Consider the following 14,999-nt stretch of genomic DNA (forward strand, 5'->3'; position numbering starts at 1 on the left):
GCTGTATCGAGTCAATACAGTGTATCGACATGAGACATCGCATCGCTGTGATCGGAAGTGGCCCCGCCGGTCTTGCCTTCGCCCGCGTTCTGCATCGCCATGGTCACCCTGCAGCCGTCCTCGAACGGGATCCCGGCCCCGACGCCCGGCCTCTGGGCGGCACATTGGACCTGCATGAAGGGCTGGGCCAGCTCGCGCTGCAAAAGGCCGGGCTGCTGGCGGAGTTCCAGGAACTGTCCCGTCCCGAGGGGCAGGCCATGCGCATCCTGGACACGGACGGGACCGTGCTGCGCGACTGGCAGCCCCGTCCGGATGACCGGGCCAATCCCGAGATCGACCGCGGGCAACTCCGTGACCTGCTGCTCGGCCCTCTCGACATCCAGTGGGGGCACGGCGTGACGGAGGTCGTGCCTGGGGGCCGGGACGGCGTACGGGTCCATTTCGCGGACGGGCGGCAGGAGACGTACGACCTCGTGGTCGGCGCGGACGGCGCCTGGTCCCGGGTCCGCCCGGCAGTCTCGTCGGCGACGCCGCACTACACCGGCGTCACCTCGGTCGAGACTTCCCTCGACGACGTCGACACCCGCCACCCCGACCTCGCCCGGTTGATCGGCGACGGTTCCGTGGCTGTGTACGGCATGAACCGAAGCCTCGTCGCCCAGCGCAACAGCGGTGGCCACGTGAAGGTGTACACCAGATTCCGCGCGCCGCTGGACTGGCACACGGACCTGGACCTGGCCGACGTCGAGGCCGTGCGATCGAGCCTGCTGGCCCTGTTCGACGGCTGGGCCGCTCCCGTCCTCAACCTCCTCTGCCATGGCACCGCGTTCGTCCACCGTCCCCTCTATGCCCTGCCCGTGTCCCACACCTGGACCCACGTCCCGGGGGTGACGCTGCTGGGCGACGCCGCCCATCTGATGCCTCCGTTGGGGGCGGGCGCGAACCTCGCGATGCTGGAAGGCGCCGAACTCGCCGAGTCCATCGCCGCAGGTCCCGAAGATCTGGACGAGGCCGTCCGGGCCTTCGAGGTGCGGATGTGGGCGCGGGCCGGCAAGTGGGCGGAGATCACGACGGCCGGTCTGGAACGCCTCGTGAGTCCGGACCCCGCCGAAGCCCTCGCCGTCTTCGACCAGGTCCAGCCGTCCTGACCGCCGAGCGCGCAAGCACCCGGCGCCCATCACCTCCTTGTCCGTGACGCGACACGGTTCCACGCGAAGTGGCGGGTGCCTGCGGGCGATTGTCCCGGGGCATCGGTAGTGTCCGCCCCGATGCACGGGGCCTGCGTACCGCGGTCCGTCAGAGGGAGGATCATCATGGCCGAGCGTGGGCACGGGGCCGTAGCGGACGAAGGGTCCACGGCGGGGCCGCCGGAGGCTCATCGGGGGAGCGTGCGGGAGACGGTGCGGCTCGCGGTGGTGATCGGCGCTCTCGGGGTGGTCTTCGGGGACATCGGGACCAGCCCGATCTACACCCTCCAGACCGTGTTCAGCCCGAGCGACCCGCACCCGGTCCCGGTCAGCACGCAGAACGTGTACGGGGTGGTGTCACTGGTCTTCTGGTCGGTGATGGTCATCGTCACGGTCACCTACGTACTGCTGGCGATGCGTGCCGACAACGAGGGTGAGGGCGGCATCATGGCGCTCATCACGCTGGTGCGGCAGTGGAGTTCACAGCGGGGGCGGCGCGCCGCCGTCGTACTGACCGGGCTGGGTATCTTCGGCGCCTCGCTGTTCTTCGGCGACAGCATGATCACCCCTGCCATCTCGGTGCTGTCCGCGGTCGAGGGGCTCAAGGTCGTAGAGCCGTCGCTGGACGACGCGGTCGTGCCCATCACCGCGGTGATCATTGTCCTGCTGTTCCTGGTGCAGCGGCGGGGAACTGCGGCCGTGGGGCGGGTGTTCGGGCCGATCATGATCCTCTGGTTCGTGGCCATCGGCGCGTGCGGTGTCGTGGGCATCGCGGATCACCCGGCCATTCTCCGGGCGCTGTGGCCCAGTTACGCCCTGGGCTTTCTCTTCGGTCATTTCGGTACGGCCTTCTTCGCGCTCGCCGCGGTCGTGCTCGCGGTCACCGGCGCGGAGGCCCTCTACGCGGACATGGGGCACTTCGGCCGCCGGGCCATCACCCGCGCCTGGATGTTCCTCGTCTTCCCCGCCTGCATCCTGAGCTACTTCGGCCAGGGCGCGCTGATCCTCGACGACCCGGACAACATCAGCAGCCCGTTCTTCCTGCTCGTGCCGCACTGGGGACGCTGGCCGATGGTCCTGCTGGCCACGGCGGCCACGGTGATCGCCTCCCAGGCCGTGATCACCGGCGCGTACTCGGTCGCCTCCCAGGCGGCCCAACTCGGCTACCTCCCGCGGCTGCGGATCGCGCACACCTCCGAGTCCACCATCGGCCAGATCTACGTCCCCTGGATCAACTGGCTGCTCATGGTCTCGGTCCTCACCCTGGTCTTCGCGTTCCGCAGCTCCGCCGCGCTGGCCTTCGCGTTCGGCATGGCGGTCACCGGCACCATCACCATCACCACCCTGCTGTTCTTCTACGTAGCCCGCGCGAAATGGGCCACGCCCATGTGGCTGATCGCCATCGGTGCGACCCTGCTGCTCTCCGTCGACCTGCTGTTCGTGGCGGCCAACCTGACCAAACTCGTGCACGGCGCGTGGCTGCCGCTGCTCATCGGCATCACCGCGTTCACCGTCATGACGACCTGGCAGCGCGGCCGCGAGGTCGTCACCGCGGAACGCGCGGACCACGAGGGTTCCCTGCGCGAGTTCGTCGACCAACTCCGCAGCGGGGAGCGGCCGGTGCTCAAGGTTCCCGGTACGGCGGTCTTCCTCAACCGGAGCAAGCAGACGGCGCCCCTGGCGATGCGGGCCAATGCGGAACTCAACCACGTACGGCACGAGCAGGTCGTGATCCTGTCCATCGAGACCGAACCCGTGCCCCGCGTCCCGGCCGACCGGCGGATCGTCGTCGACGGCCTCGGCTACGCCGACGACGGGATCATCCACGTCACCGCCCGGTTCGGCTACATGGAGACACCGGACGTGCCCGCCACGCTGGCGATGCTCGACCCGGCCGACACCGAGGGGCCGTTGCTCCTCGACCAGGCGTCCTACTTCCTGTCGACGATCGAGCTACGGCGTGGCCCGGCACCGACGATGGCCCCCTGGCGCAAACGGCTGTTCATCGCCACCTCCCACATCACGGCAGACGCCGCCGAGCACTTCGGCCTGCCCCGCGACCGGACGATCATCATGGGCTGGCACATCGAGGTGTAGGGGGGACACGTCTGTCGTCCACGGCCTGTCGAAGCGGAAGCGGGTGCGGTTCAGTCCCGGTGGACGGTGATCGTCGTCCAGAGGCCCACGTGTACGCGGTCACCGTCCTTCAACGGCACCGGTACGTAAGGGGAGATGGGGTCCTCGGCGCCGTTCACCGTGGTGCCGTTGGTGGAGCCCTTGTCGATGAGGGACCAGGTGAAGTCGGGTTGCTGGACGAGGAGGGCGTGTTCGTGGGAGACGCCCGGGTCCTCGGGGTCGCTGTCGAGGTCGATGAACGGGGGCTCGCCCGAGGACCGGTGGCGACGGCCGATCGTGATCACGGTGCGGGTGAGCGGGATGTGGAGGTCGGGGGAGTTGGTGGGGAAGTAGAGCCCCTGGTCCTCGGGTTCGCTGCGGGCCATCACCCTGGCGAAGTGGTCGTGGTCGACGCGGACGGTGGCGGTCCAGGTCGGCGAGGCCGTCGGAACCTCCGTGCGGGGAGACGACTGCTCGGGCGGGGAAAGGTGCGACAGCGGTGACAGCGGGACGGTGCCGGTCCGGTTGACGAAGTCGTAGCGGCACCCTTCGCAGAACCGGGCGAGATCCTCGCGGGGTGCACCGCAGTCGGGGCAGAGTTCGGCGGCGGAAGCGGAAGCGGAGGCGGGCGTGGAAGGGGCCGGTGCGGTGGGCATGCGATGGCCGCACACCTCGCACCAGTCGTCGGTTTCGGACCGGTGTCCGTTCGGGCAGGTCGACATGTCGCTCTCTCTATTTCTTGACCCGCACGGTCTTCGTCGAGCGTGTTTCCAGGGTCATCTCGTCCGCGTTCGCCACCCGCGCCTTCAGGAGCACGGTGCCGCTCGCCGCGTCGACGACGTCCACCACCTTGGCCAGCAACTTCGACGTCTCGTCGTTGCCGGAGGCGCTGGCGAGCTGGACGGCGCGGCCCAGCTTGGCGGTCGCCGAGTCGAAGTCGCCCTGTTTGCGCGCCTCCAGGCCCTCCTGGATGACCTGCGCGAGCTCGGCCTGCCCTGTGTAGTGGGCGACTTGGGGGTTGATGCGGGTGGAGGCGGCCATGTCGTCGGTCCAGCAAGCGCGTACGAGACCCTGGCCGACCGCCTGGGGCGTACCGTCCAACTGCGGTACTACGAGGGAGATCCGGGCGGCCAGCATCTCCTCGCCGACCTCCGTGCGGGGGACCTGGACACAGACGTGGTAGTCGCGGGACTCGTCACCCCAGGAACCGGTGGGGTAGTCGCCGGCGCGCGGGCCGACGTCGGTGCGGCGGAGGGTCAAGTCCTCGACCGTGGGCGCGACCTGCCTGACCCACTTGACCGTGGAGCCCTGTGGCGTCCAGACCCGCAGCGCCACATCGGCCACGCCCTTGCCCATCGCGTTCTCCATCATCTGCCGGAAGTCGTCAACCAGTTCGGAGGGATCGGCGACGATGTCCACGGAACCGAGCAGCGCCGAGGCGACCTCGGTCAGCTCCTTGACCTCCCAGTCGATGCCGACGCCCCGGGCGTCACAGGTGAAGCGACCGGCGCAGGCGTCGAGTACGGCCCGCAGCGCCCCGGGCGCCTCGTGCTCGTTACGGCCGTCCGTGAGCAGGATGCCGTGGCGGATCGGGACGTCGACCGTGGCGAACAGCTCGTCGGCGAGCCACAGCCAACTGCCCATCGCGGTACCGCCGTCGGCGCTCAGCTTGCCCACGGCCTGCTTGGCCTGATGCCGGGTGACGGGATCGGCCACGGCCAGCCGGCCGTCGGCGGGGTAGACCTCGTAGGCCGCGTGGGTGCCGGCGATCACGGCGAAGGCCACGCCGTCGCGGACGGTGTCGAGCGCGGCGGCGGTGGCGTGGCGGGCGTTGTGCATCTTGGTCGGCGGATTGTCCATCGACCCGGAGCAGTCGACCATGATGACAACGGCCGCGTCCGGCGCGGGTATTGGGGTTGGTCCCCCGGTCGCCGACGGTCGGCCACCAAGGGTGCCGCCGCCGGCCGCGGTCACGGTGACGATCGCGTTGACCTCGCGGCCGCCTTCGGGCAGGTACTCGTTCTGGTAGATGTCGACGGCGAACTGCGGCACGTCCGACTTGGAGAAGACAGCCATCGCTTGTGCTCCTTGAGCCCGTTCAGGAAGGTTCGTGTTCTGTGCGCCCGGCAGGCGTCGGGACCGGCAGGACGGCGACCGTCACGTTGTCGTGGCCGCCTCCGTCGAGCGCGACCTGTACCAGAGCCCGGGCGCAGCGCAGTGGGTGCGTGCCGGCGTCCGCCGGTAACACGGACGCCAACTCCTGCGCGGATTCGGCGTAGTTCCACAATCCGTCGGTGCACACCACCACGACGCCTGGCCCGTCCGGCTCGAACGAGGCGGTGTGCGGGGCGAGTTCGGGGCAGTCCGCGCCGAGCCAGGCGGTGATGGCGTGGGCACGGGTGTCCGCGTACGCCTCTTCCCTGGACGCAAGGCCCGCCGAGATCATCCCGGCCGCCCACGAGTCGTCCTCGGTGAGGCACGAGGCCGGCGCAGTGCGGTCGGCCGGGATCCAGTACGCGCGGCTGTCGCCGACCCAGCCGACGGTGACGCCCTTGCCGGAGACGACGGCGCCCACACAGGTGCAGGCCGGGGAGTTGCGGTCCGGGTTCCGTCCCGGCTCCTCGGCGGCGGCGAGGCCGGTGACAGCCCGGCCCGCGGTGAGCAGCGCGTCACGCATCGCGTCCTCGAACGGGGCGCCGCGCCGCAGCGCTTCGAGCAGCGATACGTGGGCGCTCTCCGCGGCTGCCGCCGACGCGTCGGCAGGACGGTGGGCGGACGACACCCCGTCGCATACGACGGCCACCGCGGCGGGCGTGCCGTCGGGGAGCGCCGTAGAAGAGAGCGCGAACGCGTCCTCGTTGCGGCGGTGTCGCAGTCCCCGGTCGCTGACCGCTGCCACGCCCTCCAACTCCTGCTCCTGGTGGTCGCGTTGGCGTGCGGGGTAGGTTCGGGGGACGCGTTCGTCGCCCAACTCGCTTTTCGCGGCTGGCTGTTGGAGGTCAGCTCCCTGCCGCACGCTCCGCAGAACCTGTCGTCGGGATCCAGGGGTTCGGCGCAGGAGGGGCAGGTGGTGGTCGGTCGGGGCATGTGTCACACCCACGTCCAGGGGCGGAAGCGGTTGGCGCGTTCCACCAGTTCGGTCGCCGCGCCGGCCTGATGGGCGAGGCGGGCGAGCACGCGGTAGGAGCGCTCCATGCCGAAGCGCAACTCCCGCTCGGTCAGGGCGCAGTCGAGCAGTCTGGTCCCGGTCGCCTCCGGACCGGCGCCGGGGCTGCCGGAGAGCACCCAGTCGAGTGCGCTGCCCAGCACCTCGGCGGAGAGCTGTTCGCGCCGGTCGGCGTCGATACCGAGCTCCCGTAGCTCCTCCACCTGGGTGGCCGACGCCCGTAGGTCGTCCAACAGTGGTTCCTGCGGCGGCCGTTGGCGCAGTCGGGCGCGGATCGCGGCGACCCGGGCCGCCGTGAAGTGGATCGAGACCTCCGGGACCGACTCCAACGCCGTTACGGCACCGGCCCGTTCGCCCGAGGCCAGCAGGACGCGGGCGAGACCGAACGCCGCGCTGACATAGCGCTCGTCGGTGGTCCATACGAGCCGGTAGTACTCGGCGGCCTTGTCCGGGCGGCCCAGCATCTCGGCGCAGATGCCCAGCGCCAGCTTGGGCGCGGACTCGCCCGGGAACGCGTCGTACACGGCGTCGAAGGCCAGCGCGGCCGTCTCGTGGTCGCCGGTCGCCAGCGCGGTCAGACCCCGGTGCCACACCACACGCCAGTCGTCGAGGTCGTCGTCGGCCAGTGCGGTCAGCATGCGTGAAGCCGCGTCGGTGTCGTCCATCTCCAGGCGCGCCCTCAGGTCCCGCAGCCGTATCTCGACGGAGTCAACGGGCGCCGACCGCAAGGCAGTTACCAGCTCCGCCGGTGCCGCTGCCGCCAGACCCGCCAGGAACTTGGCGTTGGGGTCGGACGGGTCCACCAGCGGCACCGGCAGCGCGAGGGAGGCGGCCCGCGCGTTGAGGCGCGCGACGCTGACCACCGGCCCGGCAGCCGGCGACGGGGTGTTCGCTACGAAGGCGTCCGGCGCCGGGCCGGAGACGGACGCGGGTTCCTCGGCCGAAGGGCGCCCCGGCAGGGCGCTGTTCGCCGGCCGGCGCGGTGCACCGCGCCGTACCGCGAGCGTGTGCGCACCGAGGACGGACGCGTCGCCGGCCAGAGGCTCGACCAACTTGTCCTCCACGACCCGTAGTTCCTGCCCGAAGACGGGGGACAGGGCGGGGCGGGGCTTGCCGGTCTGGGAGGCGACGATCTCGCGGAGGACGCCGAGGAGCTGGTCCGCCATCTCCTCCGCGGAACCGAAGCGCTTGCCGGGATCGGGGTCGGTGGCCCGGACGAGCAGCCGGTGGAAGGACTCGTACCGGGCGAAGACGGGGATCTTGTCGGGATCGGGGAGGCTGTCGACGAAGACGGTCGTGCAGCCCTGGAAGTCGAAGGTGAGGATCGCGAGGGCGCGGGCCACCGTGTAGAGGTCGGAGGCGACGGACGGGCCCGACTCGGCTACTTCCGGGGCCTGATAGCCGATCGTGCCGTAGAGCGCGGAGTCCTCGTCGTCCATGTGCCGGACCGCGCCCATGTCGATGAGTTCGAGCCGGTCCTCCTGCTGGATCGCGTTGTCTATCTTGAAGTCGCAGTACAGCAGGCCGCGTTTGTGGAGATGGCCGAGCGCCTCCAGGGCCTCGATGGCGTACGCGATCGCCTGCTCGACCGGCAGTGGCTCGCGTCGGCCGTCCGGGCCGCGCCGCTCGTCGGCGATCTCCTTCAGGGACTTGCCGCCGACGTACTCCATGACGATGTAGCCGTCGAGCGAGCCCGTGCGCCGGTCGAGATGCTCGACGAAGTTGTAGATGCGGACGATGTTGGGGTGCTCGATCTCGGCGAGGAACCGCCGCTCCGAGACGGCGGCGGCCAGCGCGTCCTCGTCGCCGGTGTCCAGCAGGCCCTTCAGAACCACCCAGCGGTCGCTGACCGCGCGGTCGACGGCGAGATAGATCCAGCCGAGCCCGCCGTACGCCAGACACCCCACCACCTCGTACTGGCCGTGGACGAGATCGCCCGCCCGCAGCTTGGGCGTGAAGGAGTACGGGTGGCCGCACTTGGCGCAGAAACCCTCCAGGCGCGCCGGCCGGTCACCGCGGCTGCGACTGACCGGCAGCCCGCAGTCGCTCCTGCCGCAGTACCGGTTCCGCTCGGGTACCTGGGGGTTCTCCAGGACCGAAGTGGCCGGATCGGGACGGGGAATGGGCGGTACGGCGACCAGGCCCGCGCCGAGTCTGGCGCGGGTCGGCCCGCTGCCGCCGGTACCGGAGCTGCGTACGGTCACCGAGGTGGCGCCGCCGGTGCCGGAGAGTGGGCTGGACAGTCGGCCGAGCGTGGAGCGGGGGGAAATGCCGGACAGGGCAGGGGAGTTGGCGGCGTTCTCGCCGCTCGTGCTCGCGGCGGCGATCCGCTGCGGCACTGGGGCGCGTCCGCAGATGTCGCAGTACAGTTCGCCGCCGCCTACGTCCTCGATGGTGCCGGTGCAGCCCGGGCGTTGGCACTTGCTCATGGTGTCCACCTCGTTCGCCGTCGAGTGTTCCGGCCGTGCTGGTGGCGGGGTCGCGCCCCGCGAGCCTTTCTCGGACACGGGTTCAGCCCGTCGTCGGGAACTCGGCCAGCGGGCGGCGCAGGCCCACGACCGCGAGGGCCGCGACGACGACCGTGGCGCCGGAGAGGCCCAGCGGTCCGGTGAGCGCGCTGTCGGCGCCTTCGGAGGAGGCCTGTTCATAGGCGTCGGTGTTGATGCCGATGATTTTCTGCAGCGCCGTATCCAGCTGCCCGAAGGCCCAGTTGGAGTCGCCCGGCTTGTAGCTGACGCAGTAGGCGATGGCCGCGGTCACGTCGCCGGAGGTGGCGATGGCGCGGATCTTGCGGTCGTCCTTCTCGTACACCTGGTAGCGGGCGACGACGTCCTCCGCCGCCTTGCGCTCACCGCGGAAGGTGATGTTGCGGAACTCGTCACCGAAGAAGCCGGTGAAGCGCAGGTCCTCCTGATGGGCGCGGTAGGCGTCCATGGCGGCGGCGGCCCGGGCGTCGTAGGTGTGGATGGTGGCTCCGGGAAGCCGCATGAGCTGCTGGGTCTTCTCGAAGAAGTGCTGCTCGTGCTCGGCGGCGTTCGGCTGGTCCAGCAGGTAACGGGACTCGTCTGCGTTCGCGTCGTAGGCGACGGCGCGGGCGCGGGTGAGGGCGACGACCGAGTCGTAGGCGTCGCGGCGGGCGACGTGCAGGTGGTCCTGCTGGGCGGAGATCTGCACGGTCGCGGTGATCGAGACGCCGAAGGCGATCAGGACCGCGACGGCCAGCGCCGGATTCACGATGCGCCGGAACCGGAGGGCGAGGAAGAGCTGGAGGGCGACGAGGACGACGATCAGCAGCAGGCCGGCCGCGAGGACCGCGATCCGGGCGGAGGACAGGCGGTCCGTGGTCGTGGCGTATGTCGTGTTGAAGGCGATGTTGTTCGCCGTGACCAACTGGTCGGCCTCCGGCAGGAGTTGGGTGCGCATCAGCTCGGTGGTGGACCGGTACGAGGCCAGCGTGCGGGCGTCGGTCCGCCCCGCGGCGTAACCCGTCTGCTTGCTGAGGAGCAGCGCGTGCGAGGCGCCCTCCTCGTAACTGCCGAAGTCCGCGATGGCCTGGGCGACGGACGCCTCGGCGACGGGGTCGCCCTGGGCGGCGACCGAGAGGTCACGAAGGTAGACGCCGGCCTGGCTGCGCCGCTGGTTGTAGATGTGGGCGGCGGTGCTGCGGTCGTCGGCCAGATCCCGGTCGGTGCCGAACATCAGCTGGTTGGCGAGCTGGGCGTCCATGTCGTTGAGCGTGAAGTACAGGCCGGTGGCGCTGGTGATCTGGGGCGCGGAGTGGTTCCGGATGTCCGACCAGGAGGAACGCGCGAGCAGACCGGTCACCACGAGTGCGACGACGACCAGGGCGGAGGTGCCCAGCGCGGTACCGCGCAGCAGGCGCAGCCACTTCGGGACGGTCGTGGGGAGGCGGCCGCGCCACGGCTTCGCCGGTCCGAGGCGCGGCGGACGTATTCGGTTGGTGGGTGAGAAACGTGGTTCGCGGTGTCTTCCCCTGGATGGCCGGGGGGAGTTGGCCCCTTTCGGAGCCGACACCTGGGGCGGTGCCGCAGGGCGCTGTTCCGTGGCGCTGGTGTCCGGCATTGCGTTGAGTCCCCTTCGCGCTGCGGAGCGGCCCGCGCCGCGCTGTCCGCGAGGGCCACTCTTGCGGCTCGAACGCGGGGCAACCCTGTCTTGTCGTTGCTTTAACGCCGTGTGGGCGGGATCTTGACGGGGTGGTGAGGGGGGGCGCGTTCGCGGGGGCATGCCGGGGGTGGATGTGAGAAGTACCGGCGATCAGGGGCCTGTTGAGCGGCTGTTCACCGGCAGTCCACCGGCTATCCGAGGAGCAGGCCTGTGCTCACGAGGAGGAAGACGGCACCCAGGCCCGTCAACGCGTACTCCCAGGACGTCCGTTCGTGCCCGTACAACACCAACTCGCGCGGATCTTCAGGGTCGTAGCGGACGAGCACGTGGCTGCCGTCGGCCAGAGGGCGACGCTTGGACGCGGGTACGGGTGAGGCGACTTCCATCACCCGGCCGTCCTCGGTGGTGAACTGCAGTACCGGCCGCGGGCTGTCCGCGTCCCCAACTGGGCCGGTGCGCTTCACCATTGCCCACACATCCGCGCCCGCACGGCGCAGCCGCCGGATCCTCCACAGCCCGACGAGGCCCGTCAGCAGCGCGACCGCGCCGCTCACGCCGGTGAATCCGGCCATCGCGATGACGGTTCCTTGCGGCATGCGTGGTCTCCCTCCGCGATCGTGATTTCGCCGGGCAGGATGTCGGCACGATCGTAACTACGGGGCGCCGGTGCCTGTTTCGCCCGCGCCCCGTGGTCGGTCGGTCCCCCCCGGGTATCCCGGCAGGAGGCCCTGCCGAACAGTTCACGGGGAATTACCTTCGCCGGCGAGGGGGTGTGCGAGGCTGCGGCGATGGACATGACGGCGCTGGCCCGCACGCTGCTGGAGCCGGTTCCGGCCCATCGCACCGCGGGAGTCGAGGTCCTGCGAGCCGCGGACGGCGTGGCCGAGATCGCCTCGGAGGTTCCCCAGGAACTGACGAACGTGATCGGTTCACTGCACTCCAGCGGACTCGTCGCCCTGCTCGACGCGGCAGGCCTGGGCGCGATCATCGCCGCGAGCCGTGGCCCCGGGGACTTCGACGGAGTCGTACCCCTCGGAGCGGCCGCCTCCCTGGAGTTCCTCGCTCCGGCACGCGGACGGTTGCTGACCGTATGCCGGCTCGACGATGAGGCGCGCGCTGCGCTGCTGCCGTTGCTGTCGGGGGAGAGCGGCCGGGCTCGATTCTCCACCTGGGCCGAGATCACCGACGCGACGGGGGCGACGGTGTGCCGGGGGAGCTTCGACTGGAGTGTCAGGCGGCGGCATGGGGGGTGACGGGAGGAGGCAGGGAAGCTCGCGGTGGGCGGGGAGCGTTGGCGGCGACGTTTCCTGAGGGAGTGAGCGATATGTCTGACGGGGTAGAAGGTGTGAGTGGACGGATTCAGTGGTGACGGGTCGATCAGCAGCCCAGGGGAACGGTGCTGCGGGAACGGCATGATGGGCACCGGCTCGCTGTGGCCGCATTCCGCTGACGCTGGGCGCCCCTCTACCGTGTGACGCATGCCCTGGAGCACCCTGGCCAGCGCCGTCGTCGGCGCGGTGATCGCGACCGTGTCCGCCGCTCTCCTCGATCGATCGCGGTGGCGGCGGGACCGCCATGCCCATCTCCTCGACGTTCGCCGGGTCCTCTACAGCGACTACCTCGCCTGCCTCTCCCAGGCGCGCAACGACTTCCGCATCCTGGCCCGCAATCTGGACCTGAACACGACCGAACGGGACCATTCGGCGCGGGCCAGCTTCGCTCCGTGTTACGGCCTGCGCTACCAGATGTCGATCACCGCGTCGCCGGGCGTCGCGGCGGTGTCGGAGGATGTCTTCCGCCGCCTTCGCGAGGTACGGGATCTTGCCGGGGCCGGTACGCTCGCCGGCGACGAGCGGTATTCGGGCGGCCGAGCCCAGTACGAAGACGCGCTCACCCGGCTGCGGGCAGCCATGCGACACGATCTCGGAGCGGACAGCATGTCTGACCAGCAAGACGTCCGCCGGTGCTCACCGTCGTGATTGGCGCCCAACGCCTGTGTAGGCAGGGCCTGTTCGTACGGTCCTCACACTTCTACGGTCCGCGGATGGGCCACGCGCGGTGCGCCGGGCCCCGTGTTGAGGCTCATTGCCGTCGGCACACCTGCGTCAGCGCGAACATCACCGTCCAGCTGGTCCTGCCGTCGACCTCCGCCTTCGGGATGCCGTCGACGTCATAGCGGTTGAGGAATCTCTGCGGCCCAGGGTCTGCCTCGCGGGCGCGGAAGGTGTGTTCCAGGTCGAAGCGGCGGAGAGATGTCCGTCAGTATCGGTCCACATCGGTCCGGGTGGCGCCGGTTTTCGCGGACCACGGCCACGCCGGCGGAGCGTCGCGTTTCTTCGACAGGTGCTCGACCTCCAGTCGGATCAACGTGCCGTGTGCCAAAGGAAGTTCGCCCTCGTGCACGTCCGCAGGTAGGAAGGCGGGGACGAGCAGCCGAGCAGGGTTTCGTCGTCGGCACCTGGATGGTGTGGGGGACTCGGTCGCCGGCCGGACCTGGCTGATGCAACAGCGCGATCCGGCCCGCGGCTACGCGCCGAACTCCCCCGGCGGAATGGCGTCAGGGAGGCATTGCCAAGCCAGGATCGCATCCGTAAGGTCACAGCTGTGAGTTCAAGGCCGTGAGATTACTGGCGCTCAGGACTGTCGCCGGTGGATCCATCCGGTTTGATCAAGGGAGACTGACGTGAACATCGTTGATCTGCGTCCTGACCTGCGCATGGTGCTCGACGACGGGCCGGGACAGGCCTATCTGCTGCGCCGCGGGTCGGACGCGCTGCTGATCGACACCGGCATCGCCGGGCAGGCCACGGCGATCACCGAGGCGTTGCGTGGCTGGGGACTGGACCGGGAGTCACTGACCCACGTCGTACTCACGCACTGGCATCCCGACCACGTCGGCTCGGCCGCCGAACTGGCCACCTGGCCGAACGTTCGCGTCTGGGCGCACCGCAGCGATGCCGCGATCATCCGAGGTGACGGCTACGGCTCGTCCCCCGCCCTCACCCACGCCGAGGAGGGGCTCTACGCCCACATCTCCGGCAGCATCCCCGAAGCCGCACCTTCCCGTGTCGACCGTGAGCTCGACGACGACGAGATCCTCGACGCGATCGACGCCCGAGTCCTGTCGACCCCCGGCCACACCGACGGCAGCATCGCCTTGCACTTTCCGAACGAGAACGTCCTGTTCACCGGCGACATCGCCGCCGAGTACCAGGGTCAGGTCATACTCGGGCCGTTCAACCATGACCGGCCGCAAGCCCGTGACTCCTTCCGCCGCTTCGCCGACATCGATGTCGACACCGTGTGCTTCGGCCACGGTCAACCGCTGCGCGGTGACGACACTGCCCTGCTGCGCGTCGCGGCCACCGCCGACGAGGTCCCCGACCCTCTCGGCTGACGCGCGTGCGCACCGATCCGGCTCCGGCGTAGGCCTACGGCCGTGAGCAGAGAGGTGACCGGGAGAAGACGGCGCAACGCCCGAGGTGAGGGGCAGGCACTACGCGACGACATCGTGTCGGCCGCCCGGGAGATCCTCGTCGAGGAGGGCTGCGCGAGCTCGGTGACCCTGCGTGGGCTGGCGCGGCGGATCGGCATCGCACCGCAGTCGATCTACCTGCACTTCGCGGGTCCGGACGAGATCGTGCAGGCCGTCACCGTCGAGACCTTCGCCCAGCTGGGTCGCTTCATCGTCGATGCGAAACAAGGACTTGAGGCGCCTCGGGACCGGCTCATCGCGGGCTGCCGCGCCTACATGGCGTTCGGGGTCGGCAACCCGAACCTGTACGGACTGCTCTTCCGGCGCAACCGGCTCCTTCACGGAGCGGAACCCCGCACCACCCCCGCCGACGAGCCGGACAACCGCGACCCCGACGCCGGTCCGTTCGCCTACCTCATGGACGGCGTCCGGCTCTGCATCGCCGACGGATCCTCCGGCGTGAAGAACGTTCTGTCCACCGCGACGCAATTGTGGGCAGCCATGCACGGCTTGGTTCTGCTGCGCAACGGTTACGAGTTCCCGTGGCCGGACCTCGCCCAAGCCGAGGTGGAGCTCATCAGCTCCATCGCGAGACTCCGCGAGCCCAATTGACTGTGCCGTGAGTGCCGGGCGAACGCACGGTCAGGTTCGACGAGTTCGCGCAGGGACTGCGTCCGCTCGTACAGAGGGTCGGGTGGTTCGAGGTCCTTCGGGACCTCGGCGGGTTCTGCACACAGGTCCGCGCGACGTTGGAGGACGGCCCCGCGAGCGGTTCTGCGCCGCCGGTCGCACCCATGCCTGGCATCAACTGGTCCGGGAATCGGAGCCGGTCGATCCGCCCTGAACGGCGGGGCGTTGGGCCGGGGGCTGCGGTCCTGAACGCCGATCACGTCCAGGCAGGATGAGTGACGCGGAGGGCGGCGGCTCCACG

At 70.0% G+C, this 14,999-nt stretch carries 11 protein-coding genes and 2 pseudogenes; 6 read left to right on the forward strand and 7 right to left on the reverse strand.

The features are described 5' to 3' along the window. Window positions 1-29 precede the first annotated feature (29 nt). Together OG504_RS48670 and OG504_RS48675 are read left to right on the forward strand one after the other, a co-directional pair. The gene (locus OG504_RS48670; protein WP_405995578.1) at window positions 30-1,148 is read left to right on the forward strand and encodes an FAD-dependent oxidoreductase; all 1,119 of its coding nucleotides are present in this window, start codon (window positions 30-32) and stop codon (window positions 1,146-1,148) included. A 165-nt stretch (window positions 1,149-1,313) separates the two neighbouring features. After that, complete coding sequence (locus OG504_RS48675; RefSeq protein WP_405995579.1) at window positions 1,314-3,284, forward strand: potassium transporter Kup; 1,971 nt, start codon at window positions 1,314-1,316, stop codon at window positions 3,282-3,284. 50 nt (window positions 3,285-3,334) lie between these two features. Here OG504_RS48675 and OG504_RS48680 read toward each other — a convergent pair whose 3' ends face one another. The 7 genes and pseudogenes from OG504_RS48680 to OG504_RS48710 all read right to left on the reverse strand — a co-directional run bounded on the left by OG504_RS48680 (window position 3,335) and on the right by OG504_RS48710 (window position 11,189). Then, complete coding sequence (locus OG504_RS48680; RefSeq protein WP_405995580.1) at window positions 3,335-3,958, reverse strand: FHA domain-containing protein; 624 nt, start codon at window positions 3,956-3,958, stop codon at window positions 3,335-3,337. 76 nt (window positions 3,959-4,034) lie between these two features. Next, window positions 4,035-5,378 (reverse strand): hypothetical protein, encoded by a 1,344-nt coding sequence (locus OG504_RS48685; protein WP_405995581.1) that lies wholly within the window; start codon window positions 5,376-5,378, stop codon window positions 4,035-4,037. A 22-nt stretch (window positions 5,379-5,400) separates the two neighbouring features. Beyond that, window positions 5,401-6,237, reverse strand: a pseudogene (locus tag OG504_RS48690) (PP2C family protein-serine/threonine phosphatase); the annotation flags it as partial. Between the two features lie 95 nt (window positions 6,238-6,332). After that, window positions 6,333-6,389, reverse strand: a pseudogene (locus OG504_RS48695) (hypothetical protein); the annotation flags it as partial. Window positions 6,390-6,392: 3 nt separating this feature from the next. Then, the gene (locus tag OG504_RS48700; RefSeq protein ID WP_405995582.1) at window positions 6,393-8,897 is read right to left on the reverse strand and encodes a tetratricopeptide repeat protein; all 2,505 of its coding nucleotides are present in this window, start codon (window positions 8,895-8,897) and stop codon (window positions 6,393-6,395) included. Between the two features lie 82 nt (window positions 8,898-8,979). Beyond that, window positions 8,980-10,551: a hypothetical protein gene (locus OG504_RS48705; RefSeq protein WP_405995583.1), complete on the reverse strand. Its 1,572-nt coding sequence runs from the start codon at window positions 10,549-10,551 to the stop codon at window positions 8,980-8,982. Window positions 10,552-10,784: 233 nt separating this feature from the next. After that, window positions 10,785-11,189 (reverse strand): DUF3592 domain-containing protein, encoded by a 405-nt coding sequence (locus OG504_RS48710; protein ID WP_405995584.1) that lies wholly within the window; start codon window positions 11,187-11,189, stop codon window positions 10,785-10,787. A 192-nt stretch (window positions 11,190-11,381) separates the two neighbouring features. Here OG504_RS48710 and OG504_RS48715 point away from each other — a divergent pair, with 192 nt between their 5' ends. The 4 genes from OG504_RS48715 (at window position 11,382) to OG504_RS48730 (ending at window position 14,680) form a co-directional block, all read left to right on the forward strand. Continuing rightward, window positions 11,382-11,846: a PaaI family thioesterase gene (locus OG504_RS48715; protein ID WP_405995585.1), complete on the forward strand. Its 465-nt coding sequence runs from the start codon at window positions 11,382-11,384 to the stop codon at window positions 11,844-11,846. 225 nt (window positions 11,847-12,071) lie between these two features. After that, on the forward strand, window positions 12,072-12,572 hold the full coding sequence (locus tag OG504_RS48720; protein WP_405995586.1) for a hypothetical protein: 501 nt from the start codon (window positions 12,072-12,074) through the stop codon (window positions 12,570-12,572). A gap of 704 nt (window positions 12,573-13,276) precedes the next feature. After that, window positions 13,277-13,990: an MBL fold metallo-hydrolase gene (locus tag OG504_RS48725; RefSeq protein ID WP_405995587.1), complete on the forward strand. Its 714-nt coding sequence runs from the start codon at window positions 13,277-13,279 to the stop codon at window positions 13,988-13,990. Window positions 13,991-14,032: 42 nt separating this feature from the next. Continuing rightward, window positions 14,033-14,680 carry a TetR/AcrR family transcriptional regulator gene (locus OG504_RS48730; RefSeq protein ID WP_405995588.1) on the forward strand — a complete coding sequence of 216 codons (648 nt, stop codon included), beginning with the start codon at window positions 14,033-14,035 and terminating at the stop codon, window positions 14,678-14,680. Window positions 14,681-14,999: the final 319 nt, after the last annotated feature.

The organism is Streptomyces sp. NBC_00986 (assembly GCF_045162565.1).
GTDB lineage: Bacteria > Actinomycetota > Actinomycetes > Streptomycetales > Streptomycetaceae > Streptomyces.

Excerpts from the sequence above, each read along its gene's own strand:
- OG504_RS48670 (WP_405995578.1), top strand. The coding sequence starts at position 30 with ATGAGACATCGCATCGCTGTGATCGGAAGTGGCCCCGCCGGTCTTGCC.
- OG504_RS48675 (WP_405995579.1), top strand. The coding sequence starts at position 1,314 with ATGGCCGAGCGTGGGCACGGGGCCGTAGCGGACGAAGGGTCCACGGCG.
- OG504_RS48680 (WP_405995580.1), bottom strand. The coding sequence starts at position 3,958 with ATGCCCACCGCACCGGCCCCTTCCACGCCCGCCTCCGCTTCCGCTTCC.
- OG504_RS48685 (WP_405995581.1), bottom strand. The coding sequence starts at position 5,378 with ATGGCTGTCTTCTCCAAGTCGGACGTGCCGCAGTTCGCCGTCGACATC.
- OG504_RS48700 (WP_405995582.1), bottom strand. The coding sequence starts at position 8,897 with ATGAGCAAGTGCCAACGCCCGGGCTGCACCGGCACCATCGAGGACGTA.
- OG504_RS48705 (WP_405995583.1), bottom strand. The coding sequence starts at position 10,551 with ATGCCGGACACCAGCGCCACGGAACAGCGCCCTGCGGCACCGCCCCAG.
- OG504_RS48710 (WP_405995584.1), bottom strand. The coding sequence starts at position 11,189 with ATGCCGCAAGGAACCGTCATCGCGATGGCCGGATTCACCGGCGTGAGC.
- OG504_RS48715 (WP_405995585.1), top strand. The coding sequence starts at position 11,382 with ATGGACATGACGGCGCTGGCCCGCACGCTGCTGGAGCCGGTTCCGGCC.
- OG504_RS48720 (WP_405995586.1), top strand. The coding sequence starts at position 12,072 with ATGCCCTGGAGCACCCTGGCCAGCGCCGTCGTCGGCGCGGTGATCGCG.